Raw genomic sequence first — 25,932 nt, 5'->3', positions numbered from 1 at the left:
TGAAGAACAACGTTTCGCGGAGTTAACTCGTTAATTTGTAAGACTTCGTTCAGTTATACTAACACTCAATAATTGTCACACAGAGATCATCGCCGATCAGGCGAAAGCTTCCCCGTTCAGGGTGGCCTAAATCACCTTCTATTTAGATTGACTGAAACCAGTCACATGCGCTCAACAGCGAGCGAATAAGGCCCTTGGTCGAATCACTTACGACTCACCGTATTGATGACTGATGAGCAGCCCATCGAATACTAATCTAACCATTACTGGTCTATTTTTGCTAGCCTAGATCACCGCTAACTGCGTGATGTATCTTGTCATTAGAGCCACTAGCTACTGCACTTCCTGGCTGATTATCGGTAAATTAATTAGATTGCTATAACATCTTCTGGCCAGTATGAAGCAGCTTAACGTTTGGCTAACTCGACACACTCTCGATAGACATGGCAATCCACCAGGTGATCGTTCACCATACCCACCGCTTGCATAAAGGCATAACAAATCGTGGGTCCAACAAAATTAAATCCTGCTTTTTTTAAGGCTTTCGACATTGCTTGTGATTCTGGGCTTTCAGCTGGAATGTCTTGCATATGGGTATAGCGATTTACAATGGTTTTGCCGTTTACAAAGCTCCAAATATAGTCGCTAAAAGTTTGGCCTTGTGCCTCTATCGCTAAATAGGCTCTGGCATTCTTAATAATGGAATTAATCTTAAGCTTATTGCGTACGATCCCTTTGTTTTCCATTAAGCGGGCGCAGTCTTGGTCTTGGTATTGAGCGATTTTGTCTGGTTGGAATTGAGCAAAGGCTTGATAGTAGTTTTGCTGTTTACGCAGAATGGTTATCCACGACAAACCGGCTTGTTGTCCATCTAAACAGAGCTTAGCAAATAGTTCTTTTGAGTCATAAACTGGCCGCCCCCAGCTATGGTCGTGATAATGTTGATAATCTGGGGCGTCACCACACCATGTGCAGCGTTTGATTAAAGCCTCTTGGGTCATCGTGATTACTCCTTAAAAGAATTCTTGGCTATTGCTCGCCTTGATAAGGCTTGGCTAATCTTCTGGAACATCATCCATATCGGGGATTTGATGCCCCGTTGGTGTTGGCCGCGAGGGGCTCTCGGGTTTAGGTGGCAGCGTGGTCGCCTCATCATCTGTAACTTGGGGGGTGGCATCATTCTGGTTTAGGCTGGGTGTTAGCCCCATCTGTTCCGCATTATTCTCGACAACTTTTTTCTTCACTTGTTCACCCTGTTGTTCAAGAGCTTCTATGCTTCGGCGTTCACCAAGGTTAAACACAGCGTAACCAGCGCTGACAAATTGGTCCTGAGCACGGCCAAGAACGACGGCATTGAAAGGTGCGTATAGATTCTCGATTTCATTATTAATCGGGTTGCTAATTTCACCTAACAGTTGCCCCTTGTTTACTTTTTGCCCTAGGTTGACTTTGTTTATCAGGATCCCGCCTTGGCGAGAGCGCAGCCACTCGGAGGCATAAAATACCGGTTGTGGTGAAGACCAAAAGAAAGAGCGCGGCAACATACCGATGGAACTTAAATAACTGCGTAGCGCTTTGACGCCAGTTTCAACCATTTTTACATCAACGGTGAAAGGACCTCCCACTTCCATCACCACCGCGGGGATCCCAGCGGCGGTTGCTGCGCCACGTAAGCTGCCTGGGGGAGCAATGCTTTGTAGTACCGAAACCGCACCAAATTGTTTGGTTAATTCCGCAACCGAAGTTAGAGTGATATCGGCCCGTAATTGGGTCACATTTTCCCGAAACATTGAGCCAGAATGCAGATCAATGACACTGTCACAGTGACGGATAATGCTGGTAAATAAGCTATAAGCGACGCGAGAGGCGGTTGAGCCGTTAGCATTACCAGGAAAGGCGCGGTTAAGATCACGTCGGTCTGACATATAGCGATCTTTGCGCCATAGTCCGTCAATATTGACCACTGGAACCGAGATAATGCTGCCTTTGAGATTTTCTGGTTTTAGGTTTTGTACGACTCGGCGGGCAATTTCAACCCCGTTGACCTCATCACCATGGATCGCGGCAGTTAAACATACGGTTGGCCCTGCTTCTTTACCATGCAATACCACGACCGGGGTGGCCATTTCGAAGCCACCAGGCAGGTGACCGGAAAACCAATCTAGGGTGGCTTTGCTGTTCGGTGAGAGCTCGGTATTGAGTAAATGAAGCGGTCCCCATGTCGCTTGCTCTGGGGGCGGCTCGGCTAAATTTTTCTGAGTTTTGCTCGAGAGCGGATCGTTGCCAACAACTATCGGAATAATGTTTTCGGGTTGGGCCGGCAAAGCTTGTTTGTCATCGCCTGACTTTTGTTGCAGGTCCAGCTCGGTAGGGTTTGCTTCGACTGACTTTCCCTTCGACTCGGTTTCTGGGAGGATGTTTGGTTTAGGCTCGGGGATTGGTTGTGGTTCACTCGATGCCGTGTCGTTTTCAATAAGTGCGGGATTGAGCGCTTCTTCATATTGTTCTTCTTGTTCGGTGGCAAACAGCATAGAACTAACGCAAAGCAAGGTGAAGCATAGCGGGATACGAAGCAACATAAAGTTTCCAGTTATCAATGAGTCAAGGATAGATACCTATCCAATATTGGTAAGTGTAACAATTATCACAGTAAAAGGCCTTATTGCTTATTAGATCAGAGGCTATATCGCAAGGGTTAAAAACCAATAAACAGTACTTAAGGTATTGATTAGAGCCTTACGGTTGAAGCGCCCTAAGGCAACTCGGCTTGAATGAGTACATTACGTGGACTAGTTTGAAAGGGGAAAAGTTCCACGAGTTTTAGCTGATAGCCATGCTTTTGTAAAAATAAGCAACGGTCCAGAATCAGCCAGCGCTCTAAGATGGGTCTAAATAGTTGTTGTATCAGTTCACTTTTACGTACTTGAAGATGGCGCTCTCGTCCTAGGTTTAAATAATCTGCCCAGTCGATGGACTCTGGCAGCGCCAGTTGGTGTTGTTGACTCGCCCATTGGGCAAAATCGGCAAAGCTACTCCCTTGAGCAAACCAGTGTTTCGCCACCGACGGCAACGCTTGGTAGTCGCTTTGCCCAGTCACTTGCTCGCGTAAACATTGGTAACTTAAGCGCCAATGGATCTCGGTTTGACGTAGGTTTTGCACCCGCTGACCCGAGGTAACCGACTGAGCCACGGCCAAGCGTAAGTCCGCTTTACTCAATTGAAGGGAGCTTTGTTGAGCCTGCTCGGAGAGCGGCTGATAGTAAGGAGTACTAATGAGGTGATAGCAGCAGGGGCATAGGCTGAGTCGTTGTGGTCGCTGCTGACTGGCTAAGCGAAGTAGCTGTAGGTGCAACTCACCGCAAGCGTGTAAGGCCACCACATGTTGTTGCTTGTTGAGCGTGGCTTGGGGAGGCTCAGCTAATACATCACAGTGTTCAAAATGTTGGCTTAAGTTTAATTTTTGGGCCAACTGTTGCCCCTCTTCACAGAGCGGTGCCTGCCACTCTAGGCTGGTGACGGGCAGCTGGTGATGGTAACTAATGAAGCGCCCCAAGTGACCTTTGCCTGCACACCACTCCAATACTGGTCTTGTCTCGCCGTGTAATTGTTGGCAAAAGGCTGCAATTTGTTCCAATTTACGGCCTTTAATACCGTTACTCAACCAAAATGGGCTGATTAAACTGCGCGTTTGAGGAACCGTTAAGGGCCATGATTCTTGGTTTTGCGTTAGTTCTGGGAAATACTCAGCAAAATAGCTTCTAGCCAGCGTGGGCTGTTGTTCAAATTGGGTCAGCTGCTCAAGGCTTAGTTGTTCTAAGCTGTGTTTGAGTGAGGGCTTTGGCCAAGGGAATGTGTGATGGGCAAAAGGACTGAATTGCCAATAGTCTTGGTAATCTGTAAGCCATTGATCATAGCAAGCAAACAAACGCTGAGTTTGTTTTACCGAGATGAACGCAGAAGTAAATGTCATTGGTTTAATTAAGATAGACCTTGGTAGCGTCCACTTTTGTGATTCAATGATATCACGATATTGAGCGCGACCGCGCCAACAATGGACCATAGTAAAACGCTTAATGGGACGAGGAAGTAAGAGGCAGCAACAATCATAATATCGAGCCCCATTTGCACCTGACCTGCACGAATATTAAAACGTTGTTGTAAATATAAGGCTAGAATATTCACCCCGCCTAAGCTGCCTTTATGGCGGATCAGGATCAGCATACCAGTGCCAATTAAGAAACCGCCACAGAGTGATGCATAACTTCTCTCAATATGTGAAACACTGAGGACCAGATGCATATAATCGGTAAACAAAGAGACCAGCAATACACAAGCGACGGTGCGAAAAGTGAAGCTTTTGCCCATCTTGGCAAAACCCAAAATAAAAAAGGGTAAGTTAATGAGTAAAAATATTTGACCAAAGCTTAACTTAAAAAATTGACTGGATAACAGAGCCAAACCCGCGGTACCACCAGTGAGTAATTGAGTCTGTTTAAAGAAAAATAGTCCTAAGGAAACCATCAGGCTGCCAATTAATAGGGCTAAACCATCTTCTAATAAATTATGCTTTTCCATGTTACGCTCTTCGCAATGATGACAGTGAATAATAGCACTGCTTGAGTAATATTGAGATTAAGCTTTGCATCATGTGAAAAATACAAAAAAAACCACTAAATATCGATCATTTAGTGGTTTTATATGTTATTAGCATTCAGCTTAAGGCTTAGCCTTGGCTTTTTTCTCGGGCGATAGCGCGGTAGCCGATGTCGTGACGATAGAACATACCGTTCCAAGACACTTTTTTGACTAAGGCGTAGGCATTGGCTTGAGCCTCTGTCACGCTGTTGCCTAAGGCGGTAGCACACAGCACTCGACCGCCACTAGTCAGGAGCTGACCGTCTTTTTCGCTAGTCCCTGCGTGGAATACTTTGGCGTCTAGGCTTTCTTCGCTCAAGCTGGGTAGGTTAATCACATCCCCTTTCGGGTAATCACCTGGGTAGCCTGCAGCGGCGAGGACCACACCCATGGCTGCACGAGAGTCAAATTCGGCAGTTTTACTATCGAGTTTACGATCAACGGCGGCTAAACATAGCTCAACGATATCAGATTGCATTCGCATCATTATCGGTTGGGTTTCTGGATCTCCGAAGCGACAGTTATATTCGATGATTTTTGGCATGCCATCAGCCATGATCATCAAACCAGCATATAAGAAACCAGTGTATTCGTTGCCTTCAGCAGCCATGCCTTTTACTGTCGGCATGATCACTTGATCCATAATGCGTTGGTGAATTTCAGGCGTTACTACTGGTGCGGGTGAGTAAGCCCCCATGCCGCCGGTATTTAAGCCGCTGTCACCGTCGCCAACTCGTTTATGATCTTGGCTGGTGGCCATGGCTAATACGTTGCTGCCATCCACCATCACGATGAAGCTAGCTTCTTCGCCATCTAAGAACTCTTCAATTACCACGCGTGAACCTGCTTCACCAAAGACGTTATCGGCGAGCATATCTTCGATTGCCGCGATTGCTTCGGCTTCGGTCATCGCCACAATCACGCCTTTACCTGCTGCTAAGCCATCGGCTTTTACCACGATGGGAGCGCCCTGCTGCTTAACATAAGCAATGGCAGGTTCAACTTCGGTAAAGGTTTGGTAGTAACCCGTTGGGATGTTGTGACGGGCTAAAAAATCTTTGGTAAAAGATTTAGAGCCTTCAAGCTGTGCTGCTTTTTCGGTGGGGCCGAAGATCTTTAGACCCGCAGCGCGAAAAGCATCCACCACGCCAATCACTAAGGGGCCTTCAGGGCCGACAATGGTCAGTTCAACTTGGTTCTGTTGCGCAAAGCTCAGTAGGCCGGCAATATCTTCAACATTAATTGCAACATTTTCCAGCTTTGGCTCAAGCGCCGAACCAGCGTTGCCGGGAGCCACAAAGACTTTATCAACTAAAGGAGACTGGGCGGCCTTCCAAGCCAGCGCATGTTCACGGCCACCGCCGCCAATCACAAGTACGTTCATTTTTGTTTATCCAATACTGAGCAAACCTGGCTTGGTCACGCCAAGCCACAATATAAAACAGCCAGCGTAAGGCTGGCTGTTATTCGTTTAGTGGTAGAAGTGGCGCATGCCGGTGAATAGCATGGCCATGCCGTGTTCATCCGCAGCCGCGATGACTTCGTCATCACGCATTGAGCCACCGGGTTGAATGACGCAGGTGATGCCCGCTTCGGCAGCGGCATCGATGCCATCGCGGAACGGGAAGAAGGCATCGGATGCCATCACGCTTCCGGCGACTTCCAGATTTTCATCGGCGGCTTTGATACCAGCGATTTTAGCACTGTATACACGGCTCATTTGGCCAGCACCGACCCCAATCGTCATGTTCCCTTTGGCGTAAACGATGGCATTCGATTTCACGAATTTAGCCACTTTCCAGCAGAATAGCGCGTCACGTAGTTCTTCTGCTGAGGGTTGACGTTTGCTGACGACGCTTAGCTCTTCTTGACCGACCATGCCTTGATCGCGGTCTTGCACCAATAAACCACCATTTACCCGTTTCAGTTGTAAACCGGTGGTTTTAGTTGACCACTCGCCACATTGCAGCAGACGCACATTCTTCTTCGCGGCAACAATTTGTGCTGCTGCTTCAGAAACTTTAGGTGCAATGATCACTTCCACAAATTGGCGAGAGACAATGGCTTCGGCGGTATCGGCATCGAGTTCTCGGTTAAAAGCGATAATGCCACCAAAGGCTGAAGTTGGATCGGTTTGATAAGCGCGCTGGTAAGCTTGCAGAATGTCATCTCCTAAAGCAACGCCGCAAGGATTGGCGTGTTTCACGATGACACAACATGGCTCAGCAAATTCTTTTACACACTCAAGGGCGGCGTCTGTATCGGCGATGTTGTTGAATGACAAGGCTTTACCCTGTAGCTGAGTGGCAGTCGATACCGAGGCTTCTTCAATGTTTTTTTCTACATAAAAAGCGGCTGCTTGGTGGCTGTTTTCGCCATAGCGCATATCTTGCTTTTTAATGAATTGGCTATTAAATGTTCGTGGAAACTTACTTTCTTCATCACCTTCGGTGTTGTCGCCGTAGCTTGGGACCATGGTACCGAAGTAGTTTGCAATCATCCCGTCGTAGGCGGCGGTGTGTTCGAAAGCGGCAATGGCGAGGTCGAATCGAGTGGCTTGAGTTAACGATTTATCGTTATTAGCCATTTCTGCCAATACGCGGTCGTAATCCGAAGCGTTCACCACGATGGTCACGTCTTTATGGTTTTTCGCTGCACTGCGCACCATGGTTGGTCCGCCAATGTCGATGTTTTCTACCGCATCGGCCAGGCTGCAATCTGGGTTTGCCACGGTTGCTGCAAATGGGTAAAGGTTGACCACCACCATATCAATGGCATTGATGTCGTGTTCAGCCATGACTTGGTCATCGGTGCCGCGTCGACCTAAAATGCCACCGTGTACTTTAGGATGGAGTGTTTTTACCCGTCCATCCATCATTTCTGGGAAGCCTGTGTAGTTTGAGACTTCAATCACGGCGATGCCGTTATCAGCCAGTAATTTAGCGGTGCCACCAGTAGATAAGATCTCTACGCCTTGGTGGGCTAAAGATCGAGAGAATTCGATGATGCCTGTTTTATCTGAAACACTGATCAGTGCACGTCGAATCGGTCGAGCGTTTTCCATTGGGGTTTTATCCTCATTAGCAGTTATGTGCGCTAGCGGTACAAGTTGCCCGAAAAATAAACAACTTAGGTTTGAGGCGCGCATTTTACAGGAAAAGTCTTAAGAATGTGCAATTTTTAGTAGATTAATCATCCGTAGGTAGCATTGTTTAGTCCTTATTTTTTATTGAAATTTATGTGAAAACAGCAACTTCGATTGCTGTTCAAGGTGGTGATTAATGGACGGATTGGTTTATTTTAGCTTGGGGGAGCCGCTCAGTTGCACTATTGGGGGAGTTTCAGGTGATAGCGATTACGTCCAGTTTGTTTACTGATGTACAGCGCTTGGTCAGCTAAACTCACAACTTTTTCAAGGCTGGTGTCGATGTTTTCTGCAATGGATACCCCAATACTGATGGTCAGCATGGTTTGATCTTCAACTAAAGTGAAATTATGGGGGATGGCAGCTTTACGGATGGCTTCAAGTAAGTTGTTCGCGGCAAGTGTGGCATATTGTTGATCGCTATTACTTAATATGGCGATAAATTCTTCGCCACCATAGCGTGCAATTAGATCCCCCGGACGTTTACAAATTTGGCTGTCGATTAGGGTTCTAGCGACAAGCTCCAGGCAAATATCGCCCGCGGGATGACCATAGTGATCGTTATATTGCTTAAAATGGTCGATGTCGATCAGCATAATAGTGATCGGATATCCATCGCGTTGTGCGCGGCGCCACTCACTATTTAAAAAAGTATCGGCGCAGCGTCGATTGGGGATGCCGGTGAGGCTATCAGTGATAGATACTTGCTCGAGTTCTTGGTAGGCGGCGCGCAGTTGCTGCTGAGCCGCCTCTAGGTTGGCGGTTCGTTGTTTAACCCTATCTTCTAATACCAGTTGGGCTTGATATAAGCTGCGCTTGCCGTTACGGAGGCTGATATACAGCAACATAAATAGGCTAAAAGTCACCACTAAAGAACTAATGATGCCAATTAATACGATGTTTTTGGTTCTACCATAAACGTTATATGCCTCGGATTTGTCGATTTCGGTGGCAAGGCCAAAGCCATAGTTGGCTTGCCAACTCCAAGCGCCTAATACCAATATACCTCGGTAGTCTCGGTAACCTTCTATATTGAAGTCCGTTTGCCCTCGAGTGGCGCTTTGTGCCATCAGTGTGAGTGGTAGTTTAGATAGTTTTTGGTCTCGCCTCTCCAAGATATTGCTACCGGGATCGGTGATTCGAATGGTGTTGATGGCACTTTGTGCGGGCGCTAACAAACCGACTCGATGAAGTTGCTCGTCGGAACGAGAATTTGAAAGCATTACACCATTTTGATCAAAGGCATAAGTTGCACCGCTGTCCCAGATGTTGCCAAGTTGGGTGATCGTATTAAAGTGTTTATGTTGATCGGCACCGATGATCAGAACGGCAATCACCTGTCGTTGTTCATCGAACACTGGTGAACAAAAGTAAATGTGACTTTGGGGGGCGCGCTCGGTTTTGACTGAGCCTGTGATAAAACGAGTTTCACCAGCTAATACCCGTTGTATCGCTTGTGAGCTTAATTCAAATAAAGGGTGGCGTGTGGTTTGCTGCGTGAGGTTCGAACTGAGGATTTGGCCATTGCGGCGCGTCAGCCAATAGTTCTGATCTTGATAACTTTCCATAATAAAACGCAGACTTTGTGCCAGCTGTTGTTCTGCTTTGGCAAACTGCGATGGACTAGGTTTACTGCGAGTGAAGGTCTGCGCAATGCTGCGCAGTGATTGAGAGCGGGTGATGTTATCTAATTCTGTCAGTCGGTGTTGTAGCCAAATATGCTGAGCTTGTTGGGTGGTATGCAGAGTGGTTAATAGAGATTTTTTTACCTTGTTTTTAATTTCACGATCAACATTGTTTAGCGCAGTAAATACAATGGCGAGGATCGCGAGGCTGAAAAAGGCTAATAAGGCAGCACCCAAGCCGAGCTTAACCACGTTGGGCTTCGTTCGCTTGTTGATAACTTGACTGACTTTATTTGGCATGTTCGTCGCTAATTTGGCCGGCGTTCATTAAGTATGGACGCCGACTCTGTTTAGCTCAAATTACTGATATTTAATAATTTTCCTGTCAATAGCCTGATGCTTTAATGATTTACTTGTCACTTTTCACTTGGTGTATTGGGCAACTGATTTTTCAACTCTAACTCTTTGATTTCTTTCCATAGTTGCTCCGCATCGGCACTTAGCATCGAATAGCTCATAATGTCGCCTCGTCTTTGCGCGAGCATTGCCGATTCCAGTAAAACATCATATTTTTTTCGTTTACGTTTCAATGGATTTACTTTTAAAAAATTAAACATAGTTACTCCTCGGTTAAAAGGAATAACGTTGCAAGTATTAAAAAAGTTCTTTGGGCATGCTTATTTTTATCGATAAAGGGCGCTTTTGATTCAAGCTGCGATTTTGGTCGCTATGGTGCAAGTTTATGCTCGGTCTAATAGAACAGGTCCTTGCGCTTGTTCAGCTAGGATGTCATCGGGATTGTAGAGCGGACAATTCTGCATGGAGAGGCAACCACAACCAATACAGCCGTTGAGAGAATCCCTAAGCTTTTCTAGTTGATGGATCCGTTGATTTAATTGTTGGCGCCAGACCTTTGACAGCTGCTGCCAGTCTTGTTTGGTTGGAGTGCGTTGATCGGGCAGGCTGGCGAGGGCCAGCTTAATGTCTTGTAAACTGATCCCCAATTTTTGTGCGGCTTTGATCACCGAGACCCGTCGTAGTACATCGGCCCGATAACGGCGTTGGTTGCCCTGGTTACGCCAACTTTGGATCAGCCCTTTACTTTCGTAAAAATGCAGTGTCGATATTTTCACGCCACAGCGTTTGGCGACAAAACCTACCGATAGGGCTTTTGGTGGAGTGCTGGTCATCGCTTTTCCTCAAATGAATATTGTTTGAGGATAAGAAAAAAACTCCTTTACCTCAAGTTAACTTGAGCTTTTATGCTAAACACAAATATCACCGAGTCGTCGATTCGCTGGTGTTCACAGCAATGATCAATAACGAAGGAAATCACAATGTATTTAGAACATTTGAATTTAGTGGTGAGCGATCTTGATGCTACGCTTAAGTTTTACGGGGCCGCTTTTCCCCACTGGTATATTAGAGGACAAGGTCATCAGTTATGGCATGGAACCCCAAGAAATTGGGTTCACTTTGGTGATGAAACGCATTACTTAACTTTTAACGATAGTGGTCGAGGGGAAAATCGGTCTTTGACAAGTAACCAACTGGGCTTGGCACATTTCGCTTTTGTTACCGATAATATCGAGGCGTTGAGCCAGCGTTTGCTGCAAGCTGGTTTTCCGATTCACAACCAGGGCGCGGCGACACAATATCGTAAAAATGTATACTTCCTAGATCCCGATGGTTTTGAGCTTGAATTTGTACAATATCTGTCCGATATTCCCGCAGAGCGAAATCAATATTTATAAATCTGTCAGCTGTGGGCGGAGACTCTCATCACTTGGTTTATTTGGATGATTTGTCTAGCCGTAGATGTAGGCTTAGCTGGCGGCAATTCTCGGTTGATTGCCTACATCCCAGACTAACTGAAATAAAATGCTATCGTCCTATGTGGCGTAAATATGAACTCTGTTTAAACACTAGAGTTTGGTATTGGCATTGCTTTATTTAGTATCAATGGTTTTTTAAATAAGCTCGGCAATGCTCGCCGGATTTTCCACGAACACTCAAATGTGGGGACGAGCCCCCTCTGATTGTGGCAAGGAATGTATTGGGTGCAGCCAGCCTACAGATATTACTTATATTCTTGTTTTCTGATAGCCAACTCCTAAGCCATGTAACTTTAGATACGATTCTTTTTATTATCTATCTGGGGCTATGTGGGCCGGAGTTGTTTACTTTCTTTATATGCTTCTCATATCGGAAACAGGCCAGTATGTACCTCACTCACCAACGATCTAGTCCCCACATTCGGTGTCTTGATCGGTGTTATCTTTGCTAACGAAAATGTGGCTCTGAATACTTGGATTGCCTTAGCATTGATACTAATTGCAGTGGCCCTTAATTAAGAGAAGGCAGCAAAGTAACAGCTTGAGCATGGTCACTCTGGCAGATATTTGTATGTGCCACTTTAGCTGGTGCACTAAAAGTCATCAACTTGCATCATATACTGTAATAAAATTATCCCGTCAGCAGGCTTAGACTCTGCATTGAACCAAGAGATTTTTATCATTCCAGAAAAAAAAGGTTGACCCTAAACCTAGCTATAGGGTTTATCCTGTAGTGAATGGGAGGTATTTATGTATCGGATCGGGGAATTAGCCAAGCTAAGTGGCTTAAGTGTCGAGGCCTTGCGTTTTTATGAGCGCAAGGGGCTACTGAAAACGCCCGCGCGCGAGGCCAACCAATATCGTATTTATAGTGAGACAGATGTAGCTCGATTGCGCTTTGTGCAGCGGGCAAAGCAATCTGGTTTATCAATTAAAGATATCGCTGAATTACTGAACCTGCGAGAGCGAGCCGAGCAGGTGAGTTGTCACGATGTGAGCGTCCTTATCGAACAAAAGTTGGTCAAGGTACAGCAGCAACTCGCTCAGCTACAGGCTTTTGAAGCGACTTTGCGCCAATTACATGAGACTTGTTGTGGTGGCAGTGAAAGTGCTGCCCAGTGTTCAATATTAAAGGCTTTAGAAGATGTTATTGACTAATTTTATTGGATTATTTCTAAGTGCTGCGCCTTGGTTATTACTAGGCTTTGTGATTGCCGCCAGCTTGAAACTGGGCTTACCGAGTCGTTGGTTGGCTAAGCATTTAGGTAATAACCGACCGAGTACAACAATAAAAGCAGCGTTTATTGGCGCGCCTTTGCCATTGTGCTCTTGTGGGGTGATCCCCGCTGCGCTGGGTCTACGCCGTGCTGGGGCTTCGAATAGTGCCACCACCTCTTTTCTAATCGCAACACCGGAAACTGGAGTTGATTCGGTGGCCATTTCCTATGCGCTGTTGGGGCCGGTGATGGCAATTATTCGTCCTATTGCGGCGATTGTGAGTGCCATCGTAGCGGGCCTTTTAGTTGGTAATAGTGAAGCTGGTCAAGCGCCAAAAACTGTGGTTAAGAGTTGCTGCAGCGGTGGTCAGTGCGCTAGTCAATCATCGCCCGCCGAGACTCCCACAGCAGACTGGCGTAGCAGTTTACGGCGCTGGGCAGATGCCTTGCTTGAGATGGTACGGGATAGCTACCTATGGTTGTTTGTGGGTTTGGCATTTGCTGCATTGATTCAAACTTATTTGCCAGAAAGCTTTATGACCCGGTGGGGGCAGGGGTGGGGCACCATGGTGGTGATGGTCTTAGTCGGGATCCCTATGTATATCTGCGCAACGGCCTCGACACCGATAGCCGCGGGCTTGATTATCGCTGGCATTTCACCGGGGGCAGCTTTGGTGTTTATGTTAGCCGGGCCAGCGACCAATATTGCAACGCTGATGTTAGTACGCCAGGAGATGGGCATGCGAGCCTTGGTCGCCTATTTAAGTGGGGTGATTGTGACAGCGATGGCCTTTGGTTGGAGCCTGGATTGGGCTATTGGCTATTGGCATTGGCCGGTGGATCCGGTGGCTTGGCAACAACAACAGTTCATTGCCACCACTTGGGTACTCGCTAGCAGTAGTATGATTGCGGCACTGGTGGCTTATGCGAGTTGGCAAGACTTACGGCAAAGCTGGTTTAGAAAAAGGGCTTAACGAGTAAGCGAAGTGCTTCGCTTACTGATGGTGGTTAGGATTTGTTTGGAATGCGCTTAAATACCGCGCCATTAGTTAAGCGCAGTGTTTCGCCATCTCTGATGATTGGCTGCTCTACGGCTTGCATAAATTCCATTTCAATCTTGTTCAGAGGAGCAGCACAGATCATCCGTGTCATCGCAATCGGTTGGGTGAGGCTGAGTTGCTTGCCATCCCAACTTGCGCTGGCAAAAAAGTTATTGCAACCCGTGGTTCCAGAAATTTTGTAGCCTTGTTGGGTTTCTTCTAAGTGAAAGGCGGGCAGTTTGATATCGGCTATTTGGTAGTCGTCGGCGCTCATATACCAGCGGCTATTGGCCAAGTTCATATTTCCTTCCGATTGATGACTGACACAGCCACTTAAACCCAGTAATATCGCTACATAAATAACACGCAGATTTTTCATTGTTACTTCTCTGGCTAAAATAATTCTACTGATTGTAGAACAGCGGCTTATAGACATGCTAATGATTCATTTGTTTATGGTTTAAATCGGTGGATTGTTGCGTTTTAGATCAGGTTACAAAGGTGAAAGTTATTTCAACATAAGCGGTGATAATGAGCTGTTTTTAGCTTCACTTACAGCTAAATGCGAGATGTTTCACACTTATTCAGCAGTTCAGCCCCTATGCTCAGGGCATTAATTATTCGACTCAATTAGGGAAGTCAGCATGAATCAAGCCGCAAGTGTATTTCATTTAGGGTTAAACCCTGAGATGTTAAAAGGAGCCAGCTTGGCGATTATTCCCGGTGATCCTCAGCGGGTCGAGCGGATCGCTTCGTTATTAGATAATCCGCAGTTATTAGCCTCTCAGCGAGAATTTACCTCTTATCTGGGTGAATTGGATGGAACCCCCGTGGTGGTATGCTCCACCGGGATTGGTGGGCCTTCTACCTCTATAGCTGTGGAAGAGTTAGCACAATTAGGGGTGCGAACTTTTTTACGTGTGGGCACCACTGGCGCGATCCAGAACCACATCAATGTGGGGGACGTCATTGTCACCACGGCTTCGGTTCGTTTAGATGGCGCCAGCCAACATTTTGCGCCGATGACGTTTCCCGCCGTGGCCGATTTTTCGTGTATGCAAGCTTTGCATAGTGCAGCCTTAGAAGCCAAGGCAAACTGTCATGTGGGGGTTACTGCATCCAGCGATACCTTTTACCCGGGCCAAGAGCGCTACGACACTTTTTCTGGTCGAGTAACCAAAGCCTTGCAGGGTTCGATGGAAGAATGGCAAGCCATGGGGGTACTTAACTTTGAAATGGAGAGTGCGACCTTATTTACCATGTGTGCCTCGCAGGGTCTTAAGGCTGGCTGTGTTGCTGGGGTGATTGTGAATCGGACTCAACAAGAAATTCCCGATGAAAGCTTAATGAAAAACACCGAACATAAAGCGGTTAGTATTGTAGTAGAGGCCGCGCGTAAGTTACTCGCTACGGTTTAATACTTCAGCCGTTTGAAGACAGTCATTTGCGGCTTATTCAGCAAGGCCGAACCGATGCGATTGAGATCCATTGGGGGTTAAAACGATGAGCCACAAATGCGGCTTAAAGGTGGGCTCAGATCATTTGGGCCTTTCATCTTTGAGTGGAAGGCTAAGTTGTATTTGCTTCACTCACAGGGGCGCTATTTGTTACCACAATAAAAAACTCTCATCTGGAGCAACATCTGTTGCTTAAATGTTCACTAAGCCGAGTGTTCCTGCATATTGGTTTGCTTCTAAGTTCCACCGTAGAAACACCGCTAGTGGTATGTTCTTCACCATCGTGACATGTTTACAAGCCTCATTTTTGCAACACGCTGACTTGAACAATGGTCTGCATATGCTCGCCTAATCGTTTTCTGGCCACTCATTGGATGGCTCGGTTTAGCTCATCAATCTTCCTATGTATGCCGATAACAAGCGTCGATCCTGAACCAATTTTATAATTTGTAGCTCTTTTATTGAGCTCTGGTTTTCAGTTGGAGTTAGTCATTATGGGGGCTGTCGGTTGGCTATAACCTAAGGGTTATACCCTTGCCACATATTAGCATTCGTCATGGCCTTGAGGGCTATGGAACAATCAAATTCATTCAATGAGCAGCGTGATTGTGAGTGAACGAGAATGCAAATACCGCAACCCTATCTTTTATTTATTGGTGATGTTACCGACCCTTTGGCGGCGAAAACGGCACGAGGTATTTTTGCCTGGCGCCCCGAGCAATGTATTGGTCAATTGCGTTTAGCAAGTGCGACCGTCGCCTTAGACCTTCCCGATGTGAGCATCGAACAAGCGAAGAGCGCAGGCGCCAAAACCCTAGTTCTGGGAACTGCCAATGCGGGCGGATTTTTGCCTGAGCACTGGCAACAGACGATTCGCCAAGCGATTTGTGCCGGTATGAATGTGGCCAGTGGTTTACATCAGCGCTTAAACGATATTGCTGAATTACGGGACCTAGCCAAGACCCATCAGGTGCAGTTATTTGATGTGCGCCATAGTGAACAGGCGCTCCGGGTGGGGACTGGATTGCCACGGACTGGTCATCGTGTACTCACCGTGGGGACCGACTGTGCTGTTGGCAAGATGTATACCTCGTTGGCTTTAGAAAAAGCCATGCTTCAACTAGGAATGAAGGCGCAATTTCGTGCGACCGGTCAAACCGGGGTATTGGTTTCTGGTGAAGGTTTGTCGATTGATGCGGTGGTAGCCGATTTCATTTCCGGTGCGGTGGAACAAATCGCACCCGCGAACGAGCCGGATCACTGGGACATTATCGAAGGGCAGGGCTCGCTGTTTCACCCTTCTTATGCAGGCGTGAGCCTCGGTTTATTGCATGGCGCTCAACCACAGTGGTTGGTGATGTGCCATGAAATGGGGCGTCCTCACACGCGTCATCTGCCGCATCACCCCTTGGTCGACATCGCAGAATGTGTTGCTGAAAACCTACGAGTTGCCAAAGTCACCAGTCCTGAGATTCAACTCGCTGGTTTTGCGATTAATACTTCGCAGTTTTCGGACCAGGAAGCTCGAGAGTTCTGTCAGCAACTGAGTGAACGTTTTGGTGTGCCTGCGACCGATCCGGTGCGTTATGGGATTGACGATATCGCTTGTTACTTACGCAACGCTCATGAATAAATTGACTCGCAGCCTACAAATCGAGGTCGTGGAATTGCCGCTGGCGAAGCCCTTCGCGATTTCACGCGGAACTCGTAATGCCGTCACGGTGGTGAGAGTCGCCATCGAAGAAGGAGGCCTGATTGGCTTGGGGGAATGTACGCCCACAGCCCACTATCAGCAGTCGGCAGAAACCGTGGTGGCACAGTTAAAAGGAGTGCAAGCCGCAATTGAAGCGGGGGCGACTCGGCAACAGTTAGCCGATTTATTACCCCGAGGTTCGGCGAGAAATGCTCTTGATTGTGCATTATGGCGGCTAACTGCGGCTCAATCTGGCACTTCCCTATGGTCTTTGACTCAACGGGCTCAGCCTCGATTGATTGTGGCGGCCGAGACCTTAAGCCTCGCTTCGCTGGAGGCGATGGTGGAGGCCGCTCGTGAAGCCGTGGCTCGTGGCGCCAAACTACTAAAAATTAAGCTGGATGCTCAACAGGTCTTGGAAAAAGTGGCGGCAATTCGAGCGGTCGCTCCTCTCACGGTATTAATTATTGATGCTAACGAAGCTTGGGGCAGTCTGGATTTAGAGCCATTGCTGGTGGCGCTTCAATATCATCAGATTGCAATGGTTGAACAACCATTGCCCGCAGGGCAAGACCAAGCCTTAAGTAAGTTTCAGCATCCAATCCCCCTATGTGCCGACGAAAGTTGCCATGATCGTCACGACATTGCGGGGCTTAGTGGTCGTTATGAGCTGATTAATATCAAGCTGGATAAATGTGGCGGCCTCAGTGAAGCCTTGGCAATGGTTAAAGTTGCCCAGCGGCGAGAAATGGGGGTGATGGTGGGATGCATGTTGGGATCATCGCTGGCCATGGAAGCTGCATTGCCAGTGGCTACCGATGCTGAATTTGTCGACCTCGATGGCCCGCTTTGGTTAGCCGCCGATAGCGCGCCCCACTTAGTTTATCAAAATGGCTGTATATACCCGTAACACAATCAAGGAGTGATGAAGATGCCGCAAGCGAAGCAAACACCACCACTATTAAGTATTCAAGATCTCAGCGTTAGCTTTCGCAGTCGCAGTGGAAATCAGCAAGCTTTGAGCCGCGTTTCCTTTGAGTTATATCGAGGGGAAGTGGTGGCTGTGGTAGGAGAGAGTGGCTCCGGTAAGTCGGTGACCTCCTTATCGTTGATGGGTTTATTGGCCGATAACGCCGAGATAGAGCAAGGTAAAGTGATTTACCAACCACACCTGGATAAGCCTGGCTACGATCTACTGACCCTCGGTGAAGAACCGCGTCGCAAGTTACGAGGTCAATCTTTGGCAATGATTTTTCAAGAGCCAATGACCTCCTTAAATCCCGTGTTAAAGGTGGGGGATCAGCTCACCGAAGCGCTGCGTGATCATCAGCTATGCGATCAAAGCAGTGCTTATCAAAAAGCCTGTGAGTTATTACAGCGAGTACGGATTGCCGATGTGGAACGGGTGATGAAAAGCTATCCGCAATCGCTCTCTGGCGGCATGCGGCAACGGGTGATGATTGCGCAAGCACTGGCTTGTGACCCCAGTATCTTAATTGCCGACGAGCCAACCACCGCCTTAGATGTCACGGTGCAAGCGAGAATATTACAGATATTACGCGAGTTACAGCAGCAGCGAGATATGGCGGTGATGTTTATTACCCATGATATGGGGGTGGTGGCAGAAATCGCTGATCGGGTGGTGGTGATGCTACGCGGTAAAGTGGTTGAAACGGGTACGGTTGAACAAATTTTTAAGGCACCGCAGCATCCTTATACCCAGTCTTTGCTGGCCGCAGTGCCCAAATTGGGGGATATGAGTAAGCGCGCTTGGCCTGCTCGTTTCCCGATAGTTGGTGATGCCGCGCAGCAAGCCCCGGAAGATCACCGTACTGCAGACTATTCGCAAAAACCCTTACTGGATGTGCGAGGCCTAAAAGTCTATTACCCACTCCGTCATGGCTGGTTGTCTGCGGTGACTCACCATATTCATGCTGTTGAGCAAATTGACCTCAAAATATATCCCGGGGAAACCTTAGCCATCGTGGGGGAGAGCGGTTGTGGGAAGTCGACCACAGGTCGGGCTTTGTTGCGGCTGGTGGATGGTAATAGTGAAACGATTCATTTTCAGGGGAAAGAGATCTCCTTACTAAGCGATGCCGCCTTTAAGCCCTTGCGTCGTGAGATGCAGATGGTGTTTCAAGATCCCTATGCCTCGTTAAATCCTCGTTTAACGGTTGGTTTTACGATTGCTGAACCGCTGTTAATTCATGGCTTGGTCAAGTCATTGGCCGAAGCGACGCCTCAGGTAGAAGCCCTATTGGTGAGTGTTGGCCTTAAGGCTGAACATGCTCGTCGTTACCCACATGAGTTTTCCGGTGGACAGCGGCAACGGATAGCGATTGCCCGAGCCATGGCGCTGAAGCCGAAGGTGATTATAGCAGACGAGGCGGTATCGGCTTTAGATGTCTCGATTCAAGCTCAGGTGATCAATTTGATGATGGACTTGCAACAGCAAACTGGCGTGTCGTGGATTTTTATTTCTCACGATATGGCAGTGGTTGAACGTATCGCCAACCGAGTTGCAGTGATGTATTTGGGGCAAATTGTTGAGCAAGGGAGTCGCCAAGCGGTATTTAACAATCCTCAACACCCTTATACCCAACGTTTATTAGCTTCTGTTCCAGTTGCAGACCCGGCACGCCGAGGTTTGCGTCTGTTGGACGATACCGAATTGGCCCCTTCCCCGATGCGTCCGGTGGGCGCGGAAGTGGCCAAATTATGCTACCGAGAGGTAGTGCCACAACACTGGGTGGCTGAAGGATCTTAGTGAGGGAAAAACTGAGATTGTAGGTTGCTACTTGTTTGAATAATGAACGATCAGGAGAAATATGATGACACCACTAGTTCGCCATACTGCTGTGGCTTTGGGCTTAGCGCTAAGTTTAGGCTCTGTTGCCCATGCTGAGGACTTAAAAATTTCAATGTACGCCGATATTACCGGCCTCGACCCACATGATACCTCTGATAACGTCAGTTACTCGGTACAAAGTGGTATTTTTGAACGGCTCTTCCAATTTGACGCTAGCATGAAGTTAGTCTCCCAGTTGGCGACCAGTTACACCAGTAACGAGGATGCAACTGAGTTTGTGTTGCATTTGCGTCAAGGGGTGACCTTTCAGGATGGGACGGTTTTTGACGCGGCTGCGGTTAAGGCTAACTTGGAGCGTTTAGCCGATCAGTCGCTTGGGCTGAGAAGAAATAGCCTATTCAAAATGGTCAAGCAGGTGAATGTACTGTCACCAGATACCGTAAGTGTGGTGCTCAATCAATCCTTTGGTGCCTTTATCAATACCTTGGCTCACCCGTCTGCAGTGATGTGGAGCCCCGCAGTATTGGCTAAATATGACAAAGAAGCCGATTTGCGTAAACACCCTGTAGGGACTGGGCCGTTTGAGTTTAAAGACTGGCAACCGGGTAAAGAAGTTTTGTTAGTGAAAAACCAACATTACTGGAAGGCGGGTTGGCCAAAGGTCGACAGTGTGACTTTCTATCCAGCGCCGGAAGACGCCACCCGGGTCGCAGCGCTTAAATCGGGACAAGTCAATGCGATTTATCCTTTGCCTGCCGATTTGGTAAAAACCGTTGCTGACGATAGTCAATTAGCGGTACAGCGTGACCCAAGTATTTACATGTACTACATGGCGCTAAATACCCAGCATAAACCCTTGGCGAAGTTAAAAGTACGTCAAGCGATAAACTATGCAATCGATCGTCAACTGTGGTTAAAAGTTGGTTTTGCTGGAATGGGTGTGGCGGCACAATCGGTGATTGCACCTAATGTGCAGTTCTTCGCGAAGCAAAGCTCACCGGATTACAGCTATAAATTAAGTACTGCCAAACAACTACTCAAAGAAGCGGGTTACGCGGATGGTTTGAACTTAAAACTATGGGTATCGAATGCCACTGCCTCGGTTCGTAGCGCTCAGTTCTTAAAACAGCAGCTAGGCCAAGTCGGTATTAAAGTGACCGTAGTTCCGATGGACTCCGGTACTCGTAACGACAAGTTATGGAGTGTGAGTGATCCGAAGAAAGCCGAGTACGACCTCTACTATGGTGGCTGGTCGCCTTCAACGGGTGATGCCGATTGGGCGTTACGTCCACTATTTGCCACAGAATCTTGGGTCCCAACAGCCTATAACGTGTCTTACTACAGCAATGCCGCTGTGGACAAAGCCATCATGGGTGGATTAGAGACCGCTGATCCTGAGTTACGCGCCAAGGCTTATGCGTCTGCTCAGCAGCTAATTTGGCAGGATGCGCCAATTGCCTTTTTGGGCACCCCAGATAATTTAGTGGGTAAACAGAAAAACCTACAAGGGGTGTCGATGTTAGCCGATGGCTCGTTGTTGTTTGCACAAGCGCAGTATAAGTAAGAGATAGAGGGAGAACACGATGTTAGCTTATGTGGTCCGCCGAATTCTGGAAATGATCCCTGTGCTGCTGGTGGTCTCCCTTCTGGTGTTTGCTTTTATTAAGCTCTTGCCTGGCGACCCGGCACGGATCTATGCCGGGATAGACGCCCCCATCGAAGCGATTGAAGAGGCTCGGGTGCATCTTGGTTTAGATAAACCCTTAGCCACCCAGTATGTGAACTGGTTGGGTGATTTATTCCATGGCGAACTGGGGGTGACTTTCCGAACTCAGCAACCGGTGACCGAAGTGATTGGCAGAAGCTTTATGCCTACCTTATGGTTGGCCTTAGCTGGCTTTGTTTGGTCGGTGATCTTGGGCTTGCTGGTTGGCGTATTGTCGGCGCTGAAGCGCGGTAAATGGCAAGATTGGACCTTAATGAGCTTGGCGATTGGCGGGATCTCGTTGCCGCCATTTTGGCTGGGTTTATTGCTGATCCAATTTGTGGCGATGCCCTTTGGGATCTTTTCGGTGAGTGGGTTTAATCAACCCTCGGATATCATTTTGCCTGCCTTTACCTTAGGTGCCTCGGTTGCCTCGGTGATGGCGCGTTTTACTCGTTCAGCCTTTTTAGAAGTGGCCCAAGAAGACTATGTGCGTACTGCGAAATCGAAGGGGCTACGGGCCCGCTTGGTGACGTGGAAGCATATTATGCGTAATGCCTTGATCCCGGTGGTAACGATGCTGGGACTACAGTTTGGATTCTTGCTGGGCGGCTCGATAGTGGTGGAAAGTGTTTTTAGCTGGCCTGGTTTAGGGTGGCTATTGATTCAATCGATCCAGACCCAAGACCAACCGGTGATTCAAGCATTGGTGATGCTGTTTGTATTGGAATTTATTGTGATTAATTTGTTGGTTGATCTGCTTTATGCGGTGATTAACCCAGTCATTCGTTTGCGTTAGGAATCAGTGATGGAAGTATTAACGGAGCTAGAGCAGCAGGGACCTATTCGCTCCCCCTGGCGAGATTTTTGGCAACGCTTTTTTAGCAATCCGATGGCCTTGTTTTCGGGTGGTTTTGTTGCAATCTTAGTGCTGATTGCTCTGTTTGCCCCTCTGTTAGCACCTTGGGATCCGATGCAGTCGGACTGGTCGGCTCTATCCACGGGGCCTAATTTTCAGCACTGGATGGGCACCGATGACCTTGGCAGAGATGTGCTCAGCCGGATTATTTATGGGGCTCGGATCTCCCTTTATATTGGCCTGCTGTCGGTCACTCTCGGGATGATTTTTGGCATTTTGCTTGGCCTGTTTGCGGGGTATTATGGTGGCTGGCTGGACATGTTTATTATGCGGGGCGCCGATGTATTATTTGCTTTTCCTGGGATGTTGCTCGCGATAGCTGTGGTGGCTATTTTAGGTCCCGGATTGAATAATGTGATTGTGGCAGTTGCGGTGTTTAGTGTGCCAGTGTTCGCTCGAATTGTACGAGCTTCCACCCTGGCCTTGAAAGAAGCCCCTTATGTTGAAGCGGTGCGTTGTGCAGGAGCCAATGATCGGCTAATCCTGCTACGTCATATCTTACCGGGTACTCTGGCCAACGTGATTGTGTTTTTTACGATGCGCATAGGCTCCAGTATTTTAACTGCAGCTAGCTTGAGTTTTATTGGTTTAGGGCCCGAACCAGATGTGCCTGAATGGGGTAATATTCTGGCGATGGGGCGCAGTATGATGATGGCTGGCGTATGGCATGTGAGTATGTTCCCTGGTCTGGCTATTTTCCTCAGCGTTTTAGCATTTAACCTGTTGGGGGATGCCTTGCGTGATACTCTCGACCCCAAATTGAAGGTTTAGCCAGAGATCGCTTTAAATCTGAGCGTCGGGTGATGAGTGGGCCGACTCGTGGCGTCGCCAGAGCAGAGTGCGGCCAAGTAATAAGTGAGTGAATGAATTATGGATCAATATCAAGCCCAACGAGTCGCACTATTGTTACAGCGTTGGCAAACGGAGCGGACCATCGGTCATCCGCGTTTACCCTGTGGCCAGTATAACCGCATCAGCGATGTGCCGGGGGTGAGTGTAGGGCATCAGACCCTGGCTCAAGCAGAGTTGCAAACCGGGGTGACGGCGATCGTCCCCAGTTCTGATAATCTATTTACCCATCCTTTGCCCTGTGGCGCGGCGGTATTGAATGGTTTTGCTAAACCAGCAGGTTTGACCCAAATAGAAGAGTTAGGTCAGTTACAAACCCCAATTTTGCTGGGGAATACTTTGGCGGTGGGGCGGATGTTTAGCGCTTTGGTGGCGCATTGTAAACGCGCCAATCCGCAATTAGGTCGCCAGCAAGCCACGGTGAATCCAGTGGTGCTCGAATGTAACGATGGTTTCTTAAACGATATTCAAAACATCGCGGTGAGTGAGGCATTTGCCGAGCAAGCGATTTACCAGGCCAGTGCCGAATTTGCGAGAGGTAGTGTGGGTGCAGGGCGAGGCATGAGCTGTTTCGGCCTGAAAGGTGGGATCGGCACCAGTTCGCGTCGACTTGAATCGCTGGCGGCCACTTTGGGGGTGTTGGTATTGGCCAATTTTGGTAGCTTATCCTCGCTGACCCTGGATGGGGTTGTGATGGGGGAGGCGATTGCCCCGCATTTACCCGATTTAGCGGCGCAACGCGACGCAGGTTCAATCATTATTATTATGGCGACCGATGCGCCGCTCAGTGCTCGCCAATTGAAGCGCGTGGCAAAACGAGCTGGAGCAGGTTTAGGTCGTTTAGGCAGTTATTGGGGGCATGGTTCCGGGGATATTGCATTGGCGTTTTCTACCGCCCATTCGCTTGGTGAATCGATCGCCGATCAAGATCTGGAACAAATGTTGTGTGCTGCGGCAGATGCCACTGAGTTTGCCGTTTTAGACGCCCTCATGCAGGCCACTTCAGTCGTTGGATTTGAGGGGCATTTTCGCCCCGCACTGGCTCAGCTCTTAGATGAGCTAGCGGCGCAGTTTCAGGAGCAGTCATGAAAATTTTTATTTCAGCAGATATTGAAGGGATTGCCGGGGTGGTCAGCCCCGAGCAATGTAGTCCGGGTCATCGCGAGCATGAGTTGGCTCGGGCATTGATGGAGCAAGAAGTGAATGCGGCGATTGCTGGCGCATTTGACGGTGGGGCCAGCGAAGTGGTGGTGGCTGATAGTCACGCCAGTATGACAAATCTGCGGGCTGCCCAGATCGATGCTCGCGCTCGATTAGTGCAGAGTAAACCACGGCCACTCTCGATGGTTGACGGACTGGAACGGCATCACTATGATGGCGCTTTTTTCATTGGTTTTCATAGCGGCGCAGGTCAGGCTGGCGTATTGGCGCATACCATCAATGGTCGCGCTTTTTATCAGCTTAAGATCAACGGTGAAGCGATGGCTGAGGCCGATATCTATGCCGCTGCTGCGGCTGAGCATAATACACCGCTGTGGTTAGTGAGTGGCGATGATCAGCTACAAACATGGGTCCAACAGTATTATCCCACGGCCCATTACGCTTGCGTGAAACGGATGATTTCAAGTACCGCTGCGGACTCGTTGAGCCCGCAAACCGCCCAAGCCTTGATCCGTGAACAGGCTCGGTTAGCGGTTATCGAGGCTAATTCAAGTCAGACCTCACGGCTATCTGCTCCTTATTGTTTGGAGTTGGCGACTAGCAGACCGGTATTTGCCGATCTATTTAGTTTAGTTCCTGGAGTTAAAATGTTGGATGCGCGCACGGTGTCATTTACCAGTGATTCAATGGGCGAGCTAGTGAGCTTACTGAGTGTGTTTTCGTATATGGCAAGCAGCCAAAATTAGTTGAAGTAGAAATGACAAGGTTGAGGAAGACGGTATGACAACACCAGTGATTGTTATCCATGGTGGCGCAGGCGCTTTATCGCGTAACAGCATGAGCTCGCAAAAAGAGCAAACCTATCGGCAGTCGCTGGCGCAGATAGTAGCCGCCGGACAAGCCATACTCGCAGCGGGCTGTAGCGCGCTCGATGCAGTGACCGAAGCGGTGCGTTTACTGGAAGAAGATCCCTTATTTAATGCCGGTTACGGCTCGGTGTTTACCCATCAGCAAACCCATGAACTAGACGCTTGTGTGATGGATGGACGAAATCTGCAAGCCGGAGCGGTGTGTGGTGTGGCGCGTATTCGTCATCCTATTTTAGCCGCGAGGGCGGTGATGGAACACAGTCCTCACCTGCTGCTGAGCGCTCAAGGTGCAGAAGACTTCGCCGCTGCGCAAGGTCTGGCAATGGTCGACGAAAACTTTTTTTCTACAGATGAGCGCTTGCAACAGCTCATTCGAGTGCAAGCCAGCGATACATATCAAATCGCTTTAGATCATGATGGTCAGCGCCTCAGTGAGAGCACTATTCGTGGTTTGGACGATCATGATGAGCCTTTAGACCCAGATAAGAAATACGGTACGGTGGGAGCCGTGGCGATTGATGCCAAGGGAAATCTCGCAGCGGCAACCTCCACTGGGGGCATGACCAATAAAATGCTTGGGCGGATCGGCGATTCACCAATCGTGGGGGCGGGGTGTTATGCAAACAATCAAACGGTGGCGGTTTCCAGTACCGGTACCGGAGAAGCATTTATGCGAGCTGTTGCCGCCTATGATGTGTCGGCCTTGATGGAATATGCGGATTTGTCTTTGGCTGAGGCAACGCAGCGAGTGGTGATGGATAAATTACTTAAACTGGATGGAAGTGGCGGGATGATCGCGGTTGATGCTGCTGGCAACATCGCCTTACCGTTTAATAGTGAGGGGATGTATCGTGGCTATGGTTATGTTGGTGGCTTACCGAAAGTAGGGATCTATGGCGATCCTGAAAGCTAGCTTATTTAAGGGCCTTGAATATCTAGAAGGCGGATATTCCGCCTTTAATCGCGTGTC

23 protein-coding genes are annotated in these 25,932 nt (G+C 48.3%); 13 read left to right on the top strand and 10 right to left on the bottom strand.

The window, feature by feature from the left end:
• Positions 1-407 precede the first annotated feature (407 nt).
• From ACRRSY_RS19845 to soxR, 9 genes are all read right to left on the bottom strand, one after another.
• Complete coding sequence (locus tag ACRRSY_RS19845; RefSeq protein WP_432455833.1) at positions 408-1,001, bottom strand: DNA-3-methyladenine glycosylase I; 594 nt, start codon at positions 999-1,001, stop codon at positions 408-410.
• A 54-nt stretch (positions 1,002-1,055) separates the two neighbouring features.
• The gene (locus tag ACRRSY_RS19840; protein ID WP_432455834.1) at positions 1,056-2,579 is read right to left on the bottom strand and encodes a succinylglutamate desuccinylase/aspartoacylase family protein; all 1,524 of its coding nucleotides are present in this window, start codon (positions 2,577-2,579) and stop codon (positions 1,056-1,058) included.
• A 173-nt stretch (positions 2,580-2,752) separates the two neighbouring features.
• Complete coding sequence (locus ACRRSY_RS19835) at positions 2,753-3,970, bottom strand: class I SAM-dependent methyltransferase (protein ID WP_432463873.1); 1,218 nt, start codon at positions 3,968-3,970, stop codon at positions 2,753-2,755.
• Positions 3,971-3,978: 8 nt separating this feature from the next.
• Entirely contained in the window at positions 3,979-4,575 is a 597-nt protein-coding gene (locus tag ACRRSY_RS19830; protein ID WP_432455836.1) for a YitT family protein, read from the bottom strand.
• 148 nt (positions 4,576-4,723) lie between these two features.
• Positions 4,724-6,019, bottom strand: a complete 1,296-nt coding sequence (gene purD, locus ACRRSY_RS19825; protein ID WP_432460241.1) for a phosphoribosylamine--glycine ligase — start codon at positions 6,017-6,019, stop codon at positions 4,724-4,726.
• 87 nt (positions 6,020-6,106) lie between these two features.
• A complete protein-coding gene (purH, locus tag ACRRSY_RS19820) occupies positions 6,107-7,699 on the bottom strand; it encodes a bifunctional phosphoribosylaminoimidazolecarboxamide formyltransferase/IMP cyclohydrolase (protein WP_432455838.1) in 1,593 nt (530 codons plus the stop codon).
• A gap of 263 nt (positions 7,700-7,962) precedes the next feature.
• Positions 7,963-9,705, bottom strand: coding sequence for a diguanylate cyclase (locus ACRRSY_RS19815; protein ID WP_432455839.1), 1,743 nt, complete (start codon positions 9,703-9,705; stop codon positions 7,963-7,965).
• Between the two features lie 116 nt (positions 9,706-9,821).
• Complete coding sequence (locus ACRRSY_RS19810) at positions 9,822-10,022, bottom strand: DUF6435 family protein (RefSeq protein WP_432455841.1); 201 nt, start codon at positions 10,020-10,022, stop codon at positions 9,822-9,824.
• Between the two features lie 123 nt (positions 10,023-10,145).
• The gene (gene soxR / locus ACRRSY_RS19805) at positions 10,146-10,595 is read right to left on the bottom strand and encodes a redox-sensitive transcriptional activator SoxR (protein ID WP_432455842.1); all 450 of its coding nucleotides are present in this window, start codon (positions 10,593-10,595) and stop codon (positions 10,146-10,148) included.
• A gap of 147 nt (positions 10,596-10,742) precedes the next feature.
• Between soxR and ACRRSY_RS19800 the strand changes: the two genes are divergently transcribed.
• The 3 genes from ACRRSY_RS19800 to ACRRSY_RS19790 all read left to right on the top strand — a co-directional run bounded on the left by ACRRSY_RS19800 (position 10,743) and on the right by ACRRSY_RS19790 (position 13,431).
• The gene (locus ACRRSY_RS19800) at positions 10,743-11,159 is read left to right on the top strand and encodes a VOC family protein (protein WP_432455843.1); all 417 of its coding nucleotides are present in this window, start codon (positions 10,743-10,745) and stop codon (positions 11,157-11,159) included.
• Positions 11,160-11,990: 831 nt separating this feature from the next.
• Complete coding sequence (zntR, locus tag ACRRSY_RS19795; RefSeq protein ID WP_432455845.1) at positions 11,991-12,398, top strand: Zn(2+)-responsive transcriptional regulator; 408 nt, start codon at positions 11,991-11,993, stop codon at positions 12,396-12,398.
• A complete protein-coding gene (locus tag ACRRSY_RS19790) occupies positions 12,385-13,431 on the top strand; it encodes an SO_0444 family Cu/Zn efflux transporter (RefSeq protein ID WP_432455846.1) in 1,047 nt (348 codons plus the stop codon). Before zntR ends, ACRRSY_RS19790 begins: the two co-directional genes overlap by 14 nt.
• A gap of 34 nt (positions 13,432-13,465) precedes the next feature.
• Here ACRRSY_RS19790 and ACRRSY_RS19785 read toward each other — a convergent pair whose 3' ends face one another.
• Positions 13,466-13,876 (bottom strand): META domain-containing protein, encoded by a 411-nt coding sequence (locus ACRRSY_RS19785; protein ID WP_432460240.1) that lies wholly within the window; start codon positions 13,874-13,876, stop codon positions 13,466-13,468.
• A 265-nt stretch (positions 13,877-14,141) separates the two neighbouring features.
• Here ACRRSY_RS19785 and udp point away from each other — a divergent pair, with 265 nt between their 5' ends.
• The 10 genes from udp to ACRRSY_RS19735 all read left to right on the top strand — a co-directional run bounded on the left by udp (position 14,142) and on the right by ACRRSY_RS19735 (position 25,875).
• Positions 14,142-14,915 (top strand): uridine phosphorylase, encoded by a 774-nt coding sequence (gene udp, locus ACRRSY_RS19780; protein WP_432455848.1) that lies wholly within the window; start codon positions 14,142-14,144, stop codon positions 14,913-14,915.
• 661 nt (positions 14,916-15,576) lie between these two features.
• Complete coding sequence (dgcN, locus tag ACRRSY_RS19775; protein ID WP_432460239.1) at positions 15,577-16,587, top strand: N-acetyltransferase DgcN; 1,011 nt, start codon at positions 15,577-15,579, stop codon at positions 16,585-16,587.
• The gene (dgcA, locus tag ACRRSY_RS19770) at positions 16,580-17,557 is read left to right on the top strand and encodes an N-acetyl-D-Glu racemase DgcA (RefSeq protein WP_432455850.1); all 978 of its coding nucleotides are present in this window, start codon (positions 16,580-16,582) and stop codon (positions 17,555-17,557) included. Before dgcN ends, dgcA begins: the two co-directional genes overlap by 8 nt.
• 21 nt (positions 17,558-17,578) lie before the next feature.
• On the top strand, positions 17,579-19,417 hold the full coding sequence (locus ACRRSY_RS19765) for an ABC transporter ATP-binding protein (RefSeq protein ID WP_432455851.1): 1,839 nt from the start codon (positions 17,579-17,581) through the stop codon (positions 19,415-19,417).
• A gap of 61 nt (positions 19,418-19,478) precedes the next feature.
• Positions 19,479-21,023: a glutathione ABC transporter substrate-binding protein gene (locus ACRRSY_RS19760; protein WP_432455852.1), complete on the top strand. Its 1,545-nt coding sequence runs from the start codon at positions 19,479-19,481 to the stop codon at positions 21,021-21,023.
• Between the two features lie 19 nt (positions 21,024-21,042).
• On the top strand, positions 21,043-21,963 hold the full coding sequence (locus ACRRSY_RS19755; RefSeq protein ID WP_432455853.1) for an ABC transporter permease: 921 nt from the start codon (positions 21,043-21,045) through the stop codon (positions 21,961-21,963).
• Between the two features lie 9 nt (positions 21,964-21,972).
• Positions 21,973-22,854, top strand: a complete 882-nt coding sequence (locus ACRRSY_RS19750; RefSeq protein WP_432455854.1) for an ABC transporter permease subunit — start codon at positions 21,973-21,975, stop codon at positions 22,852-22,854.
• Positions 22,855-22,953: 99 nt separating this feature from the next.
• Entirely contained in the window at positions 22,954-24,021 is a 1,068-nt protein-coding gene (locus ACRRSY_RS19745) for a P1 family peptidase (RefSeq protein ID WP_432463872.1), read from the top strand.
• Positions 24,018-24,839 (top strand): M55 family metallopeptidase, encoded by an 822-nt coding sequence (locus ACRRSY_RS19740; protein WP_432463871.1) that lies wholly within the window; start codon positions 24,018-24,020, stop codon positions 24,837-24,839. The genes ACRRSY_RS19745 and ACRRSY_RS19740 overlap by 4 nt, the downstream gene beginning before the upstream one ends.
• 34 nt (positions 24,840-24,873) lie before the next feature.
• Positions 24,874-25,875, top strand: coding sequence for an isoaspartyl peptidase/L-asparaginase family protein (locus ACRRSY_RS19735; protein WP_432463870.1), 1,002 nt, complete (start codon positions 24,874-24,876; stop codon positions 25,873-25,875).
• Positions 25,876-25,932: the final 57 nt, after the last annotated feature.

This window comes from Agarivorans sp. QJM3NY_33 (assembly GCF_050870865.2).
Classification (GTDB): Bacteria; Pseudomonadota; Gammaproteobacteria; order Enterobacterales; family Celerinatantimonadaceae; genus Agarivorans.
Note: the sequence above shows the minus strand (reverse complement) of the source record. Positions and strands in the feature narration are given on the sequence as shown.